This is a genomic window from Roseicyclus marinus (genome assembly GCF_030163795.1).
Taxonomy (GTDB): Bacteria; Pseudomonadota; Alphaproteobacteria; order Rhodobacterales; family Rhodobacteraceae; genus Roseicyclus; species Roseicyclus marinus.
This window is the reverse complement of sequence record NZ_JASJOF010000002.1, coordinates 59,692-76,994: the sequence shown is the minus strand read 5'-3', so window position 1 is coordinate 76,994 and position 17,303 is coordinate 59,692. Positions and strand designations below refer to the sequence as shown.

Here is a 17,303-nt window from a genome sequence, read left to right as displayed (position 1 = left end):
GGGCAACGGAGTGATCCACATGGGACTTTTGAACATCATCCGCCGGATGCACTTGCGGCAGAAGCTTTCGATCCGGGAGATTTCGCGCCGCACGGGCCTGTCGCGCAACACCGTGGCCAAACACCTGGCGGCGGATACGATCGAGCCCAAGTTTGCGACGCCGGATCGGCCGAGCAAGCTTGATCCCTTTGCCGAAAAGCTTGCGGGCTGGCTGAAGACCAATGCCGGCAGGCCACGCAAGGAACGGCAGACGCTGAAGAATATGCATGCCGATTTGGTGACACTGGGCTTCACGGGCTCCTACAATCGTGTAGCGGCCTTTGCGCGGCAATGGCGCGCCGAGCGGCATCGCGAGCAACAAACCACGGGCCGTGGGACCTTCGTGCCCTTGGCTTTCCGCCCTGGCGAGGCGTTCCAGTTTGACTGGAGTGAGGACCATGCGGTTGTCGGCGGCGATCGCATGAAGCTCCAGGTCGCCCACATCAAGCTGTCGCACAGCCGGGCCTTCCTTGTGCGGGCCTATCCCTTGCAGACCCACGAGATGCTGTTTGATGCCCACTGGCACGCGTTCAGGGTCTTTGGCGGTGTGCCTGAGCGCGGCATTTACGACAACATGCGGACGGCGGTGGATCGTGTCGGTCGCGGCAAGGAGCGGAAGGTCAACATCCGCTTCTTGGCGATGGCGAACCACTACGTCTTCGAGCCCGAGTTTTGCAATCCAGCGGCGGGGTGGGAGAAGGGGCAGGTCGAGAAGAACGTCCGCGACTCTCGTCATCAAATGCTTCAATCCATGCCGGACTTCCCCGACCTGACTGCATTGAACATGTGGCTCGAACAGCGGTGCATCGCGCTCTGGCGCGAGACTGCCCATGGCACATTGCCCGGAACAATCGCGGATGTCTGGGCTGAGGAACGGGCCGCCCTGATGCCCCTGCCGGTCGCCTTTGACGGCTTCGTCGAGGTAAGCAAGCGCGTCTCGCCCACCTGTCTGATCAGCTTCGAGCGTAACCGTTACAGCGTTCCGGCATCTTTTGCGAACCGGCCCGTCAGTCTTCGGGTCTATCCCGACCGGCTGATCGTGGCGGCCGAGGGCAATGTCCTGTGCGAACATACGCGGGTGATCGAGCGCAGTCACAAGCACCCTGCGAAGACAATCTACGACTGGCGACATTACCTGGCAGTGGTGCAGCGCAAGCCTGGGGCACTTCGGAATGGGGCGCCATTCCTGGAGTTGCCGGCGGCCTTCAGGCAGTTGCAGGACCAAATGCTCCGCAAGCCCGGCGGCGATCGCGAGATGGTCGACATCCTTGCCTTGGTGCTGCACCACGATGAGCAGGCCGTGCTGACTGCCGTGGAATTGGCCTTGGCCGAGGGCGTGCCGACCAAGACGCATGTGCTGAACATCCTGCACCGCCTGGTCGACGCCAAGGTCATCGATGGCCCACCGCTGGATACCCCACAAGCGCTGACCCTACGGCGTGAGCCCAAGGCCAATGTCGAGCGCTATGATGTCCTGCGCAGCCAGATCGCTGCGGGAGGTCACCATGCGTCATGACCCTGCCGCCGCAGCCATCGTCATCATGCTGCGTAGCTTGAAGATGTATGGCATGGCCCAAGCCGTTGAGGATCTCATCGAACAGGGGGCCCCTGCCTTCGAGGCGGCCATACCGATCCTGTCGCAACTGCTGAAGGCCGAACTGGCCGAACGCGAGGTCCGTTCCATCGCGTATCACATGAAGGCGGCACGCTTCCCGGCCTACAAAGACCTATCCGGCTTTGACTTTGCGGCCAGCGAGATCAACGAGGCCACCGTACGAACCCTCCATCGCTGCGAGTTCATGGATGCTGCCCAGAACATCGTCCTGATCGGAGGCCCGGGCACCGGCAAGACGCACGTCGCAACCGCCCTTGGCATCCAGGCCGTGGAGCACCATCGTCGCAAGGTGCGCTTCTTCTCGACCATCGAGTTGGTCAATACCCTCGAGCAGGAAAAGGCCAAAGGAAAGGCCGGGCATATCGCCGAGAGCCTGACCAAGCTCGACCTCGTCATCCTGGACGAGCTCGGATACCTGCCGTTCAGTGCATCAGGCGGGGCGCTGCTGTTCCATCTGCTCAGCAAACTCTACGAGCGAACCAGCGTCGTCATCACGACGAACCTGAGCTTCAGCGAATGGGCCACAGTCTTCGGCGATGCCAAGATGACCACCGCGCTGCTCGACCGCCTCACCCACCGCTGTCACATCCTTGAAACCGGAAACGACAGCTTCCGGTTCAAGGCAAGCTCAGCCGCCGCAGCCACCAAAAAGAAGGAGTGAAACCCGTCCTTGACCCACGACTGACCCAAAATCCATAATCAGAGGTGGCTCACTTCTCGACGGAAAACCCGGCTCAGTTCTGCGTGGAAATCAACACTGCACATCATAAAACAAAATCAATGCGTTGTGACTTCTTCAGGCCGGGCTAATTATGATAGCGATGCTCGGCATCGCGCGATCCCATCAGCACCAGCCCGTCGTTTCCCTGATGTAGATAGCCGGTCTCGTAGACATAGGGGATATCGGAGGCAAGTTGCTTCATGAGTAGATTATGAATCTGAGTGAACATCTGCAGGCGCTGCGCACTATGGCTGATCGTGTCGCTGTAGATTTCGTTGCGGGCGCCCAGCGAGATATGGGCAAAATAGGTGGCAAGCATCTGCGCCTTATAGGCAATCTCGTAGAGCTAGTTCTGCGCGCGCCCTTGCAGCGCGGTCGCTGCCTCGCTGATCTGGCCCGCCAGGGCGGGCAGATTGCCGGCAAGCGCCTCTGGATCAAAGTTTTCTCGGCAGTTCAGAAGCGGCAAAGCGGGCTCGGCACGTTGCCCGGCGCTGTCCTTGGGGTCCGCCTTGCGGCGCTTCAGAAATTTCATCGATCTCTTGCCACGTTCTTCAAAACCCTGTCATGTGCAAGGCGCGCCGGACAGATGCACGCCAAATCTGTAGCCGTCCAAGCAAGTTTCAGACGTCCGGGAAGATGGCAGCACTGTCAAGGCGACAGATTTGTAAATCACATCTTGGCGTGATGCGCTTTCTCTTGCCGTGCTGCCCCCGGCATCAAGCGAAAAAAGCGAGAAGGTCAGCATATAGCTGCCCGCCCCCAATTGCCCCCGGCTGAGGCTTGCTGTGATCTCACCCGCGCCCTGCAAGGTGAGGGCGGTGTTTTCCAAAATAGCCACCCGCTTGCCATGGCCGTCCCAGAAGGTCACCACGATACGCAGCACACGGGAGGCTTCTGTTTTTACAGCCAGCCCGAGGCGCAGCTCCAGTATGTCATTCACAGTCATCTCGGCAGCGCTCACCCCCTGATCATTGATCCAGATGCCGGTGAATTCCACCTCACCCAGACCAGGCCAGCGCACTACGTCCTGACCGCTGGCAGGCAGGGTCACATCGCCCAGATTAGGTACGATCTCTTCTAGGACAGCCTGTTTGTCTTCCACATCGCCTGTATGCCAGCTCAACCGCTCTAGAAAGCCCTCATAGCGGCGGCTGACTTCAAAGCTGGAGCCTTCCATGACCACATTGCCCTGATCGATCCAAATGCAGCGTTCACAGAATTTCATCACCTGATCGAGCGCGTGAGACACAAAGAGCAAGGTGCGCCCCTGTCGGCACAGCTCTTCCATGCGGCGTGCGCATTTTGCGGTCCAATACGCATCGCCTGCGCCAAGAACCTCGTCGATAATCAAGATCTCAGCGTTCAGACATGTGGCTGCGGCAAACTCCGTGCGCACGCGCATGCCCAGAGAATAGTTCTTCAAAGGCTGATAGAAATAGTTACCAAGCTCGACAAATTCCTCGATCTCACGGGTTTTCTCGGTGATGGTCTCATTATCAAATCCGAATTGCGCCAGATAGTTGCGGGCATTGTCATGTGCGGACATCTCTGCGGAAAACGAGACATTTCCGGGCATTAGAGAATAGATTTCACCATTGATCTCTATTGTGCCCTTATTTGGCTTGAAGCCGCCGGCAAGCAGCTTCAGGAGGGTACTTTTTCCGGCGCCATTGCGCCCGATGATCCCAACGCGTTCGCCGCGCCGGATCGTCAGGGAGAGCCCGTTGATGGCCCGCACCTTCTCAGCATGTTCAATGGCACGCTCCATACCGCCAAAAATGGCAGAGTTCAGATAGCGCAGGCGATGCCTGGCCGAAGGAAAAACCGGATAGAACTTGTGCAAGCCGGTTATCTGAATTGCGACGTCGTCACTTGGTTCATTGTGCTCTGGAGCATACAGCATCGACCACGTCCTGATCATAGAAGATCATTGAGCGCCTGCCGCGCTCGTGTAAAGAACCACAATCCGGTGAAAAATGCAGATGCGGAAAGGAAGGTTGCAATCACCATGATATGGATAGGCGGCAGCTCGTTTACTAAGATCAGATACTGGTTGGAATAGGTGAAATAGAAAAGCGGGTTGACATAGAGCAGCGGTTTCAACCCGCTGGGGATCATTTCCGGCGTGTAAGCGATTGGCGTGATCACAAGCAACGCAATGGTGATGTACTGTATCATCACTTCGATGTCTTTCAGCACAACCGAGAACAGCGCGATGATCATCCCGATGCCGATTGAGAAGATCATTTGCAGCAGCATTACGATCGGAACCAAGAGCAAGGTCCAGGTGACTTCAGAGACCGCCAGATCGCCCAAAAAAATCAACAGCGTGCCTACGCCAACGATTACATAAGAGGTCAGCACCGCCTTGATGGGAATAAAAATGTTCGGATAGCTGCTGAAGAGCAGTTTCTGATCGCGCCTCATGACTGTCGCGGACATTGCAAGTGCCTGGCTGAAAGCAAGGAATGGAACAAGGCCGGAGAAAACGTTCAGGATATATTCCTGCACCGTGTAGTCTGGTACCCGCACTCTGAAGATAAAGGCATAGATAATCGTATAAAGCGCCAGCAGCGTCATTGGACCTAGGACGACCCAGAGCAATCCCAGCGCTGTTCCTGCAAACTGGTTCTGAATGTCTGCACGTGTGGTGTTGATCAAAAGGCGTCGTTGCCTCCAGATCGTCCGCAAGGCGCTGGAAATGTCACGGCTGATTTTATCACTCATGGGTGGCTCGTTCACAATATGTGTTGGATCGACCGGCTCGGCCTTATGTGTTGTCGATGCTCTAACGGACTAATCTCCCCTGTGCAAAGCAATATGAGCTGCTCCCGGAAAATCGGATAGTGACGTAGGGCTCTGTTGCAAAAATCGGCTGACGGCCGGGGCTACCCTTTCCCCGGACAGACTTATCCTGCGGCCTCTGTGACAGGTATGCCGAGCGCGGTGTAGCCGTTCAGTACGGCGACACGGACATGAAGCTCGGCGACCTGGCGATCAAAGTCTCGCGCCATGAGCTGCTGGCCCAGAAGTTTCGCTTGGCGGACCTTCGGTTCACGCAGTGCATTTTCGTCTCGACGCAGCTTCGGCGGTGGTATCCGCTCCATCGTCGCCAGAGGGCCTCGCCAAGGTATTTCGCTGCGCGCAGGGCCTCGTTTCGGGCCATGGCTCCTGCGGTGCCAGTCTTCCACGGTTTGGCGTTTTTGCGGGGCGGGATGACGGCATGGGCGCCGCGGTCAGCGATGGCATCGTAGCATTTGCGAGTGTCGTAGGTGGATTGCCCCCACTGAAGTGGTCCACCAACTGGGGTAGATTTGCCCCTCAGATTGGAGGACCAGGAGATGGCTGGGAAGCGAGAGAAGCCTGAAGACATTGTGATGAAGCTGAGGCAGGTTGAAGTGCTGCAGGGTCAGGGCATGAGCGTTGCGGAGGCGGTGCGCCAGGTCGGTATGACTCAGCAGACGTACTATCGGTTGCGTCGCCAGTACGGCGGCATGAGCCGGGATCAGCTGAAGCGGCTAAAAGAGCTGGAGAAGGAGAATGCCCGACTGAGGCGTGCCGTCTCGGACCTGACGCTCGACAAGCTGATCCTGACCGAGGCAGCGCGGGGAACCGCAGGTCCGCGCAGCGAAACTTCTGAGCCCTTCGCGCCGCAGGCAGTGCATCGACCGCGTGCGGCAGACGCTTGGCATATCGGAGCGCCGCGCCTGCCGCACGCTCGGGCAGCACCGCTCGACACAGCGCAAAGTTCCGCGAGGCCGCCCGGATGAAGATCGTCTGACGGCAGACATCATCGAACTGGCGACGCAATATGGCCGTTACGGCTACAGGCCGGTGACGGCGCTGCTGAACCAGGCGGGCTGGCACGTGAACCACAAGAGGGTCGAGCGTATCTGGCAGCGCAAAGGGCTGAAGGTCCCACCAAAACAGAAGAAGCGGAGCCGGCTCTGGCTGAACGATGGCTCCTGCATCCGGCTCAGGCCGGAGCGGCCGAACCATGTCTGGTCCTACGACTTCGTTCAGGACCGAACCCATGACGGGCGACCGTATAGCATCCTTGTCATACTCGACGAGTTCACCCGGGAATGCCTGGCGATCAGGATCGATCGAAGGCTACGGTCCACTGATGTGATCGACGTTCTGTCGGATCAGTTCATCCTGCGTGGCGTCCCCGACCACATCAGGTCCGACAACGTCCTATGTCGGGAAGATCTGGCTGCTTAGGTCAGCAGGTCATGGGACATCCGGTGTCCCGGATGCCCTATTAAGGTTGCCCAGACGGGCTCTGCCGTCAAGAAATGGTCTCTTCCATAGCAAACACAGGGTACGCGCGGCGGCGGCCGTCACCGTCCTTAATACGAGATCCCAAATCCCAAGCAGAAGGCCCGAACATTATCTACGAGGTCAGTTAGCTGCCTCCACGGCTCGTCAGAGAGAGGTCCTTCCGCCTGGGCTCACCCCTTCGAAGAAGGGGCGATAGGGTTCGCCATGATTGACCACGGCGTGTACGGTGCGCGCCATCTTGGCCGCGATCGCGGTATAGGCCTTGCGGCGCAGATGGGCATTGTCTCGGTCCTTAGAGATGTAGCGTTCGAACTTGTCGCGGAAGCTATTGGTCCGCTTGAGAACGGCGGTCTGGCCGGCCATCCAGAGCGTGCGCCGCAGCCGGGCATTGCCGTACTTCGAGATGCGGCTCTGCCCGCGGAACATGCCGGACTGGACGGTTGCGAGATCCATGCCGCAGAACTTCAGGAACTGGCGGTGATGGCGGAAACGGCGCAGATCGCCAGCCTCAGCGAGGATGGTCATGGCGTTGATCGGGCCGATGCCTGGGATGGTCGTCAGCAACTGGTAGTCGGGTATGTCCGACAGCAACTCAACCGCCCGCGCTTCAATCTGATCCCGCTGCCGGACCAGGCTGCGGCCCTCTGCGAGAACGAGGCGGAACATGCGCACCGCATCTGAGTCCGGGTGGACGGGAAGCCCGACCGAACCAACGGCTGTTGCGTAAATATCTGAAAGCAATCGTTCTTTAGAGACCTTCCGGCCGACGACATCCCAAGCATCAGCAATGAAGGCGTCCCGGTCCATGGCGGAGATCATATGTGGCGATGGATACTTCTCGAGGAACGCAAGGAACCAATCCGTCCGTGAGCTTCGATGAAACCGCTCAGCCTCGGGAAAGTAGAGCGGCAGGTAGTGGGTTAGGATGCGGTGCCAGAGCTCGGTCTTCGATCGCGACACAATCTCATGGGTCTTCGACAGCTCCTGGATGTCGGATGTCCCGACCACCATCGGATCGTGAAAGAACTGCACGGCGCCGATCTCCAGCATGTGCAGGATGACTTGGGCGTCCTTCGGGTCGTTCTTGTCCCAGCTATTGTGCAGGGCCTCCCGTGTCCGCGCCAATCCGACAGAGGAGACGAGCTTCAGCTCGAACCCTGCCCGGCCGAGATGATGGGCGAGCGGCCGGTGATAGTTGCCGGTTGCCTCGAACCCGATCCGAACAGGCAGATCGTAACTCGCGAGGGCTAAGCACAGCCGCTCGAAGTCTGGTAGAGTGTTCGTGACCGTCAAGCGTCGGCGGCGTGTTTTGCCCGGGATGCCGATCAGCACTTCATGGCGATGCTTGGAAATGTCGATGGCGACCAGCAAGGTCGGCGCGATAGAATGGGTGGTGGTCATAGCCGGTCTCCTCAGCGGTGTGGTTGTGCAAAACCACTGTTGAGACCTGAGACCCGGTTATGGCCACACGCTGCGCTAACTGAGGGCTGCGCGCGCGGCCATAACCTGTCGACAGCGCTTCTTCCCGACGTGCTATGGTCCTGAGTTCGTCGCCACAGCCGTCCGGGATTGGATCGCCGCGGTCGGCGCCAGGACAGCCTACATCGAGCCGGGCTCACCCTGGGAGAATGGCTACGTCGAGAGCTTCAACGCGCGGCTCAGGGACGAATTGCTCAACGGCGAGATCTTCTACTCCGTCCGCGAGGCCAGGATCGTCATCGAGCAGTGGCGTGTCCACTACAACACCGTCCGTCCGCACAGCGCCCTCGGCTATCGCCCGCCAGCCCCGGAAAGCATCATCCCGATGGATTGGAGACCCACTATGCACTAACAATGAAACCGGACCACTCAGTGGGGGCACTCCATTGGCGCCCTCGGCCGTGACGCTGCCGATCTCCTGGTCCGCTGGGATCTGACTGAGAAGATCGGGCAGCACCGGCGCATCACCGACGTGGCTCCCGGTGATCTCGACAGCGCGGATCTCCAGTGCTTCCTCATCAATCCTGAGATGGATCTTGCGCCAGACTCGCCGCTTGGGGCCGCCATGCTTGCGGGCGTGCCATTCGCCTTCGCCCTAGACCTTGATACCAGTGCCGTCGATCAGCAGGTGCAGCGGCCCATTTGAGCCCGGGTAGGGGATGTTGACAGCCAAGGTCTTCTGACGACGAGACAGCGTGCTGAAGTCGGGCACCGTCCAGTCGAGGCCAACCAGCCGCAGCAGGCTCTCAACGAACCCGGTCGTCTGCCGGAGTGCCATGCCGAACAGCACCTTCATCGTCAGGCAGGTCTGAATGGCAGTATCGCTGTAGGTCTGCTGGCGGCCACGCCTGCCCGTCGGCACGCCATCCCAGCTAATATCGGGGTCTAACCAGATCGTCAGCGAGCCCCGGCGCTTGAGCGCTTCGTTATAGGCTGGCCAGTTCCTGGTCCTGTAGGTCGGGCGTGTGGGTCTGCTCATGCAGACCAGCTACCACGCTGGATTCACGAGATGAATCCCTCACGCGATTTGTGCAACAGAGCCGGTTGGTTGTGATGACGATGCTGGTGCGCTCTTTGAGCTTGCTCAGCAGGTGGAACAGCAAGGCCCCACCTGAGGTGCTGAACGGCAGATATCCCGAATCTTCCAAGATCACTAGGTCGGTTTTCCAACGTCTCGGCGATTTTGCCAGCCTTTCCTTGGGCCTTTTCTTGTTCCAGCGCGTTGACCAGCTCAACGGTCGAGAAGGACTGTATGCTCTCATAGGTCAGCGTATCCAGAGGTATCACTGCTTGGCCGCGCCGAATTGCGCGTTGCAACTATCCAGGTAAGCACTTATGGATCGCCTCGTCCTGACCGAGGATTGCAAGATGAGCAATACGCCTGTCGTCGTCTTTGAAAATGTCTCCAAAGTATTTGAGCTGCATCACAATGCTAGTGCCGCTTTCTGGGCGAACTTGCCGCTGTTCAAGCGATTGAGAAAATCGGATCAGGCTCCGCGCGAAGTTAAAACGGCTCTCAAGGAAGTCTCCTTTTCAATTCAACCGAGCGAAAAGATTGGAGTTATCGGCCGCAACGGCTCTGGCAAAACGACCCTGCTGCGGCTGGTGATCGGCCAAACTAGCCCCTCCTCAGGCACTATTACACTGAATGGTCAGTGTCAGGCTCTGATGCAAACCGGTTTTGGCTTCAGTCCCGAATTGACCGGGCTTGAAAATATTCGCAATTCGCTTCTGTATAATGGGCTTGATCCCGCAGAGCATGATCGGTTCATTGAGGACATCCTTGATTTTGTCGAGCTGGGCAAATTCATTCACTATCCGCTTAAAACATATTCGCTTGGCATGCACGCCCGGCTCGAATTTGCGACCGCGACCGCGATCCGACCTGATGTTCTTGTCGTCGATGAAGTGATGGGCGCTGGTGATGGTTATTTCGCACGCAAAAGCGCAGAGCGTATGCGCAATCTGGTTGAGAATTCCACACTTTTGCTCGTCTCGCATTCGCTGGCACAGGTGAATGAGTTCTGTGATCGCGTGCTCTGGATCAATGATGGTGTCTTGATGGCGGATGGCGAGGCACAAGAAGTGATCGAGCGCTATGAGGTCTTCATGGCCGAATATAATGCAGCGCGTGGTGTTGCGGTTGCACAAACAAACGAGCTGTCTGTCGCGCGCGGCGCAGATGATGCGGAGGAAGATCTCTTTCAGAACAGTGAAGTAGTGATCGATAAATTTCACCAGATGATTGAGACCGTGTCGTCGAGCCTTCAGGATGGCCTGAGTCTGCGCATCCGCCGCTCAAAAACAGCGCAATATGTCTTGTGCCAGGTGGGCGGAAAATTGCAGCTCGACTTGGAGGCTGAACAGAGCGTTGCGGCTCCTGCAAGGCGCGCGCAACTTTGTGCCTGGGGTTTTTCAATTCTTGGGTCTTATCTTTTTCGTGCCCTTGGCCCAGAATTCTACATATCTGGGAACGAACGGTTACCCTTGGTATTGACCAAGGCAAAGCTCAATGTCGGGATCGGAGAGTACCTGATGTTCTTTGGTCTGATCTGTCCTGATACTGGTGCGGTTCTGGCCATCGCGGAGGACACATGCAAGTTAAGGGTTCCTCCCACCAACTATAGCGACCCTCCTTATGTTCACCTTGAGGGGGAGTGGGTTCATAAGGGCATGCCGCCAGAGCCGGCCCGAATTGATGCCTGGGTCTAGGCAAGGGGCGCGACAATGTGTGGATTTGTAGCGCTTTTGCATGGGCAAAAAGTTCTGGATTCAACGGTTCTGGAGCGAATGCGCGATCGGCTCTCGCATCGCGGCCCTGATGATGCAGGCCTTTGGCAGCAACAGATCGGTGAACAAGGATCCGTCAATCTGGGTTTTCGCCGCCTGTCCATTTTGGATGTCAGTGATGCCTCCAACCAACCAATGGTGCTGCGTGATGGTGCTCTGGCAATGGTGTATAATGGCGAGATCTACAACTATCTGGAGCTGCGAACCGAGCTGGAGGCCAAGGGCTGCAGTTTTCGCACGACCGGCGACACCGAAGTACTTTTGAAAGCCTACGAGCACTGGGGTGACGAGGTATTGAGCAAGCTCAACGGCATGTTCGCATTTGTGATTTGGGATGCGGAACGGGGCAGTGCTCTTGTGGGGCGTGACAGGTTCGGGGAAAAGCCGCTCTACATGGCGCGAACACGTACAGGGGGGCTAGCTTTTGCTTCCGAGATCAAGGCCTTGCTGGCCTGTCCGGAGATTGACAGTGCCCTTGACCTGCGCACCCTTTCAAAAGTGGTGGGTGGCCATCTGATCTACGGGCTATCGGAGACCGTATTTAGCGGAGTTCAACAATTTCCCTCTGCACATGCAATGCGGATCACCTTGAACGGTGATATACAAAGGCGTTGGCGCTATTGGGTGCCAAACTACGGTATGGAGTTGGCGGGACGACCGAAACGCGAATTGCAACAGATGCTTCGGGACCATCTTTTCCGATCGGTGTCGATGCGCACGCGATCAGATGTTCCGGTGACAGCAAGCCTGTCAGGAGGGCTGGACTCATCTTCAATTGTTGCGATCCTGTCCGATCTGACCCGCCGAGGCAAGGCAGATATTAAGGAAACCATTTCGGCCCGTTTCCCGGATGATCCAACCATTTCGGAGGGAGCGCATATCGATGCGGTGCTGGCAAAGGTCAGGCTGACCGGGCGCTGCGTAACACCAAATGCGGATGAATTGGCGCGTGATTTGCGCACCATGCATTGGCATCAGGAAACGGTTGTTGCGGGCATGTCCATGTATCTGGAATGGTGCGTGATGCAGCGGGCAGCAGAGCTGGGTTACAAGGTGTTGCTAGATGGCCAAGGGGCAGATGAACTTTTGGCCGGTTACCAAGTCCATTTCTGGGCGCATCAAATTGATCAACTTTATCAGCTTGGGCGCTATCAGACCGGCAAGATGACGCGCAAACGTGACAAGCTGTTGATGCGTGAGGCAATGCGCTATGATCAAGCATGCAGACGTTTTGCACCGCGCGACAGTATTCCCGAGGACAAGGTTGAATCCACGACCCTCGGCCTGCTCAACAACTATTTCAAGTATGACACCGAAGAATTGATGCCAGGCATTGGCAGCAGCATGCTGCACCGAGAACTTGCTTTCAATTTGCTGTATTCTTCACTGCCGTCCAACGTTTTCTCGGGTGACCGTAACGCAATGGCCCATAGTATCGAGGCCCGATATCCATTTCTCGACTACCAGCTTGTGGACTTTTGCACCCAGCTTCCTGCAAGCGCATTAATCGATGATGGCTGGCAAAAGAAGATCATGCGTGACGCAATGAAAAACTACCTGCCCAAGTCCATTTTGTGGCGCGTGGACAAAGTCGGATTTGCCGCGCCCCAGGACACCTGGATTGATGCGCCCGCAATTCGGGACTGGGTTGAACAGCGCATTTTCTCTGGCTTGCTGACCGAGCTTGAGGATGTCGACATGACGCGTATCGAAGATTACTGGACCAAGCAGCAATCCGGCGAAGGCGATTACTCATCTTTCCTTTGGGCTTGGGCGAGCGCTGGTGAGGTGATTGACATGCAGCGATCCGGGTGTTGGAGCGGTGCCGAATGAGAGTTCTCCTGCTTAAGAACCTCAAGAGGCGCATCATCACGTTTCACAAAAAGAGCAAGTCATGCGCAGATTACTGAACCTGATTCCGGAAAGCTATAAACGCATGGCCCGTAATCATGCACCTTGGCTCATTGGTTTGGTCGGGTTGATGATCACGGCATCCCGTTGGGCACGCATTTACATAAAGCGTGTTCTGGTCGTCGCTTACAGGCTATTTTTGTTATGGCCTGCCCGAATATGCGCCAGCTTGGCTGGATTCATTCTGATGCCGTTTAGGATCGCGCCTCCGTTCCAGAAATTTCGGAACATGGAGCAGCGCCGTTCTGATGAGACGCGCATTGCCTATCAGGTTGGCGCGCCACTACAGGAGAAAATCGCATGGATCGTCTCGTTCACCGGCGTGTCCAACGAACCTCGTGTGCTCCGGCAAAGCCAGGCCTTGATGGACGCTGGATGGAGCGTTGTCGTGGTCGGCTATCAGGGACATACAGAGACAAATCCGAATTGGCATTTTGTGAAAATGTCCGCGAGCCATCCCTACTCTTCAGACGAAATCCACTTCCATGAATTCCTACGCCGCGCGGCAAAAGTGTTGTGCCGTTTACCCCTTGGCCGCATCTGGCGCATGGGCATGGCGCGGATGCATCATGCCCATATTCCGCTCTGGCGCTATCATACAAAGACAGTCCGTGACTTCGCGAAAGCGCACCCAGAGCTGAAGGCCGATTTGGTTCTGGCACATGACTTTCATTCCTGTGAAGTTGCCTTTGCTGTGCGGGATCAGTTCAAAGCCAAGATTTCTGTCGACTGTCACGAATATGCACGTGGGCAGTATGCCCATGATCCGGCATGGGTGAAATATACCCTGCCTTATGTTTCCGGTATGCATGATTACTATCTGCCGCGCGCTGACAGTGTCACAACCGTCAGTGCCGGAATTGCGAAGTTGATGAACCGCGAAGAACGGCTCAAGCGACCCGTGCAGCTGATCCGCTCCACGCCGTTCTACCGCCCATTCGAAGCACAGGAGCCAAGAGATCGACTGACCGTGCTCTATCACGGTGATATCAGCCATGTGCGTGGACTGCATATGGCCATCGCATCCATGCCGCTATGGCGTGACGAATTCGATCTACTTCTACGGGGTAATGGTGATCCCGTTTATATCGAACATCTGCGCACCCAGGCAGAAGGTCTGGGCCTAGGGCACAGGGTGCGTATCGAGGGTCCAGTGCCCTTCGATCAGATCATTCCACGTGCCAATGAGGCCGATATCGGCTATTTTGTCCATTACGATGCCTCGCCGCAAAAGCGCTTCGTGCTGCCAAATAAATTCTTCGAATATGTTGCAGCGGGCCTTGCTTTATGTGTCAGCGACCTGCCAGAGATGGCAAGTTTGACCCGGCAATATGACATGGGTCATCTGGTGTCTGATTATGATGAGCAGCAGATTGCTGCGAGTATCAACGCATTTGACCGAGCTTCAATTATGAGATTCAAGCGCAATGCCCTGAACGCGGCGAAGGAGTTGAACTGGGATGTGGAAAAGGAAAAACTTCTTGCCCATTACAACACTCTTTTGTGAGGTGGTCCATTTATGCGACATTGCTTCGAACACGCTCATCGTTGCGCAGGCAGGCAAAAGAAGCTACCTACTCCAACCTGAAGCATCTTTCTTGCAATCTCGCCACATTCGGACACTGATGACATGACTATTGATTTGACCAATGCCTTGCCGGCCTGCGCCCCTCTGGATGGCTCACCAATCACCGAAGCTGCATTCGTGTCTAAGGATAGTCTTTATCAGGTTTGCACCCGCTGTATTATGGATACCACCGATCCGCTGATCGAATTTGACGAAGACGGTGTGTGCAATCACTGCAAGTATTTCGAGAACAACATCACCCCAGCCTGGTTCCCCAATGAGGAAGGCGCTCGTAAGCTCGCTGCCATGCTCGCAGAGGTCAAAGCCTATGGCAAAGGCAAGGAATATGACTGCATCATCGGCATGTCAGGGGGGATCGACAGCTCATACATTGCGGTTAAGGTCGTCGAATGGGGCTTGCGTCCGCTGGTAGTGCATGTGGATGCCGGCTGGAATTCGGAGCTGGCGGTCCAGAATATCGAAGAAATCACCCGCCGCTTGGGGATTGATCTGGTCACTCATGTGGTTGATTGGGAAGAAATGAAGGATGTGCAACTGGCCTTCATGCGCTCCAACGTGGCCAATCAGGATGTGCCCCAGGATCACGCCTTTTTCGCGGCGCTCTATTCCTACGCGATCAAATCGGACATCAAATATGTGATTTCCGGTAGCAATTTCGCCACCGAGAGTATTCTTCCCCAAGCTTGGGGTTACAATGCGATGGACATCAAACATCTGGAGTCCATTCACAAAGAATTCGGCACCCGCAAGCTCAAGAGCTTCCCGCGGGTCGGGTTCTGGGATTTCTATTTCCGCTTCCCGATGGTCAAAGGGATGAAGGTGCTCGCACCGCTCAACTTCATTGAATATGACAAGGAAGAAGCGATGCGCATCCTCGAGCGCGACTGGGGCTGGCGCTACTATGGCGGCAAGCATTACGAGAGCCGCTGGACCCGCTTCTTCCAAGGCTACTACCTGCCCTACAAATTCGGCTACGACAAACGCAAGGCGCATCTAGCAAGCCTTGTAGTGGCGGGTCAGATGACCCGCGAGCAGGCTCTCAAAGAGCTGGAAAAGCCGCTCTATACCGGCAATATGCTTGCCGAGGACAAAGCTTTTGTATCCAAGAAACTGGGAATTTCCGAAGAAGAACTGGAAAAGCTGATCCACGAGCCCTGCCGCCATTACAGCGAGTTTCCGCATAATGAGGGCCAGTTCGAGCTCTGGCATGGGCGCTATCAGAAAGCACTGGCGCTGCGCAGCAAGGCTAAGCAAATTAGCGGACTGCCGAAGGTAATGGGAAACAAGGTGCTGGCAACCGGTCGCCGCGGCGGAGCGTATGGCAAAGCCTTAGGCAACAAGGTGCTGCGGCAAGCCGTTCGTATGCGCAACTATGGCAAAGCGGCCGCGCGGAAGATGCTGGGACGCTAGGGCGACCTGAAAACTGTAGAAGCCAATCGCTCGACAAAATTGTACTAGTGGGCGGGTTTCAGGGCAGATTTGCTTCCAGATCGACGCGCTTGGGGTAGCTGATCAGCACTGCGCGGTGCTTGCCGTGAAAGACGAACATCGACCCGGCGGCCACTGCCGAGCAGCCCGCCTCCTTCACCGCTTGCACGAAGCACTCCATACTGTAGGCACCGCCGCAGGCCACGGTGGGCACATCCACCTTCTCGGTGATCGATTTCAGCATCTTCAGATCGTAGCCTGACTGGGTGCCATCGCGGTCAATCGAGTTGATCAGGATCTCGCCCACATTCATCGCTTCGAGATTTTTAAGGTGCTGGTCGATGCTGGTCTTGATTGCCATCGCGCCGGAATGGGTGAACAAGGCCGCCTTACCGAGCAGGGATTTCTTCACATCCAGACATGCCACAACGCTTTGCGCGCCGTAAACCGAGACGATCTTGCGCACCGCATCGGGATCACTATGAGCCAGGGTGTTCACGATCACCTTTTCGAAGCCGATCGAGAGGATTCGCTTGGCATCCTCAAAGGAACGGATGCCGCCGCCATAAGCCATGGGCATGAACGCCTCACTGGCAATATCCTGCAGCAGATCGAAGTTGGGGCCGCGTTTCTCCGGCGTGGCGGAAATGTCGAGAAAGGCCAGCTCATCGACTTCTTTCTCGTTGAAGATGCGCACTGAATTGATCGGATCACCCACATAGGTCGGGTTCTTGAACTTGACCGTTTTCACCAGCCCGCCACCGCGCAGCAAAAGAACCGGAATAACGCGTGTCTTGATAATCATTGAGCGGGTCCTGCCGTGCCGAATTCGTTGAAGGCGCGTATGATCTCCATCCCGTATTTTAGGGATTTCTCAGGATGGAACTGCATGCCCATGATATTGCCTTGCTTGACCACAGAGGTAAATTCCACCCCGTAGCGCGTGGTGGCGACCACGTTTTCAGGGGCGGCGCAATTCATGTAATAGGAGTGTACGAAATAGTAGCGCGCCTGATCCGAGGCGCTGTCGAGCATCGTGCCGGGCTGTTTGATCTCCAACTCGTTCCACATCATATGCGGCACCGGCAGATGATCAGCGCGGGGAAAGCGCGTGCATTCCATGTCAATCCAGCCAAGACCAGGCGCGTCACCTTCTTCGCTGCCCTTGCCCAGGATCTGCGCGCCCAAGCAGATGCCAAGGAAGGGTTTTTTGTCTTCCAAAGCAGCTTTATTCAGCACATCAACCAGACCCGAGGCACGCAGCCTCTCCATGCCGTAATTGAAATGGCCAACGCCGGGCAGGATGATCCGGTCGGCGGCGGCGATTTCATCTGCATCGCCTGAAATGGTCGCCTGAGCCCCGACCTTGCGCGCCATATTGCGCACCGACATCAGGTTGCCGACCCCGTAATCCACAATCACGATCATCTCTTCGAACTCCGGATTCA

At 56.6% G+C, this 17,303-nt stretch carries 13 protein-coding genes and 5 pseudogenes; 8 read left to right on the top strand and 10 right to left on the bottom strand.

Going from position 1 to position 17,303, the window contains the following annotated elements; translation table 11 throughout:
• Window positions 1-19: 19 nt before the first annotated feature.
• Together istA and istB are read left to right on the top strand one after the other, a co-directional pair.
• Window positions 20-1,555 (top strand): IS21 family transposase, encoded by a 1,536-nt coding sequence (istA, locus tag QQK63_RS03180; RefSeq protein WP_277827623.1) that lies wholly within the window; start codon window positions 20-22, stop codon window positions 1,553-1,555.
• Window positions 1,545-2,315, top strand: a complete 771-nt coding sequence (gene istB / locus QQK63_RS03175) for an IS21-like element helper ATPase IstB (RefSeq protein ID WP_277827625.1) — start codon at window positions 1,545-1,547, stop codon at window positions 2,313-2,315. Before istA ends, istB begins: the two co-directional genes overlap by 11 nt.
• Window positions 2,316-2,460: 145 nt before the next feature.
• On the opposite strand, the gene QQK63_RS03170 is transcribed toward istB, so the two are convergent.
• The 5 genes and pseudogenes from QQK63_RS03170 to QQK63_RS03150 form a co-directional block, all read right to left on the bottom strand.
• Window positions 2,461-2,694 carry a hypothetical protein gene (locus QQK63_RS03170; protein WP_277827627.1) on the bottom strand — a complete coding sequence of 78 codons (234 nt, stop codon included), beginning with the start codon at window positions 2,692-2,694 and terminating at the stop codon, window positions 2,461-2,463.
• A gap of 27 nt (window positions 2,695-2,721) precedes the next feature.
• Window positions 2,722-2,907: a hypothetical protein gene (locus QQK63_RS03165; RefSeq protein WP_277827629.1), complete on the bottom strand. Its 186-nt coding sequence runs from the start codon at window positions 2,905-2,907 to the stop codon at window positions 2,722-2,724.
• Between the two features lie 30 nt (window positions 2,908-2,937).
• Window positions 2,938-4,278, bottom strand: a complete 1,341-nt coding sequence (locus tag QQK63_RS03160) for an ABC transporter ATP-binding protein (protein ID WP_277827631.1) — start codon at window positions 4,276-4,278, stop codon at window positions 2,938-2,940.
• A gap of 14 nt (window positions 4,279-4,292) precedes the next feature.
• A complete protein-coding gene (locus tag QQK63_RS03155) occupies window positions 4,293-5,102 on the bottom strand; it encodes an ABC transporter permease (RefSeq protein ID WP_277827633.1) in 810 nt (269 codons plus the stop codon).
• Between the two features lie 182 nt (window positions 5,103-5,284).
• Window positions 5,285-5,646 (bottom strand): annotated as a pseudogene (locus QQK63_RS03150) (transposase); the annotation flags it as partial.
• A gap of 70 nt (window positions 5,647-5,716) precedes the next feature.
• On the opposite strand from QQK63_RS03150, the pseudogene QQK63_RS03145 reads away from it, so the two are divergent.
• Window positions 5,717-6,569: pseudogene (locus QQK63_RS03145) on the top strand (IS3 family transposase); the annotation flags it as partial.
• 234 nt (window positions 6,570-6,803) lie between these two features.
• Here QQK63_RS03145 and QQK63_RS03140 read toward each other — a convergent pair.
• On the bottom strand, window positions 6,804-8,060 hold the full coding sequence (locus tag QQK63_RS03140; protein WP_277827635.1) for an IS110 family RNA-guided transposase: 1,257 nt from the start codon (window positions 8,058-8,060) through the stop codon (window positions 6,804-6,806).
• Window positions 8,061-8,196: 136 nt separating this feature from the next.
• Here QQK63_RS03140 and QQK63_RS03135 point away from each other — a divergent pair.
• Window positions 8,197-8,490, top strand: a pseudogene (locus QQK63_RS03135) (integrase core domain-containing protein); the annotation flags it as partial.
• Between the two features lie 36 nt (window positions 8,491-8,526).
• Here the strand turns inward: QQK63_RS03135 and QQK63_RS03130 are convergent.
• Window positions 8,527-9,117, bottom strand: a pseudogene (locus QQK63_RS03130) (IS5 family transposase); the annotation flags it as partial.
• Window positions 9,118-9,181: 64 nt separating this feature from the next.
• A pseudogene (locus QQK63_RS03125) lies at window positions 9,182-9,386 on the bottom strand (ATP-binding protein); the annotation flags it as partial.
• Window positions 9,387-9,506: 120 nt separating this feature from the next.
• Here QQK63_RS03125 and QQK63_RS03120 point away from each other — a divergent pair.
• The 4 genes from QQK63_RS03120 to QQK63_RS03105 all read left to right on the top strand — a co-directional run bounded on the left by QQK63_RS03120 (window position 9,507) and on the right by QQK63_RS03105 (window position 15,837).
• Entirely contained in the window at window positions 9,507-10,850 is a 1,344-nt protein-coding gene (locus QQK63_RS03120) for an ABC transporter ATP-binding protein (protein ID WP_277827637.1), read from the top strand.
• A gap of 15 nt (window positions 10,851-10,865) precedes the next feature.
• A complete protein-coding gene (gene asnB, locus QQK63_RS03115; protein ID WP_277827639.1) occupies window positions 10,866-12,761 on the top strand; it encodes an asparagine synthase (glutamine-hydrolyzing) in 1,896 nt (631 codons plus the stop codon).
• Window positions 12,762-12,822: 61 nt separating this feature from the next.
• Window positions 12,823-14,346 (top strand): glycosyltransferase, encoded by a 1,524-nt coding sequence (locus QQK63_RS03110; RefSeq protein ID WP_277827641.1) that lies wholly within the window; start codon window positions 12,823-12,825, stop codon window positions 14,344-14,346.
• A 123-nt stretch (window positions 14,347-14,469) separates the two neighbouring features.
• Window positions 14,470-15,837: an N-acetyl sugar amidotransferase gene (locus QQK63_RS03105; protein WP_277827643.1), complete on the top strand. Its 1,368-nt coding sequence runs from the start codon at window positions 14,470-14,472 to the stop codon at window positions 15,835-15,837.
• A gap of 58 nt (window positions 15,838-15,895) precedes the next feature.
• Here the strand turns inward: QQK63_RS03105 and QQK63_RS03100 are convergent, their stop codons facing one another.
• Both QQK63_RS03100 and hisH read right to left on the bottom strand, forming a co-directional pair.
• Entirely contained in the window at window positions 15,896-16,660 is a 765-nt protein-coding gene (locus QQK63_RS03100; RefSeq protein ID WP_277827645.1) for an AglZ/HisF2 family acetamidino modification protein, read from the bottom strand.
• Window positions 16,657-17,283 (bottom strand): imidazole glycerol phosphate synthase subunit HisH, encoded by a 627-nt coding sequence (hisH, locus tag QQK63_RS03095; protein WP_277827648.1) that lies wholly within the window; start codon window positions 17,281-17,283, stop codon window positions 16,657-16,659. The genes QQK63_RS03100 and hisH overlap by 4 nt, the downstream gene beginning before the upstream one ends.
• Window positions 17,284-17,303: the final 20 nt, after the last annotated feature.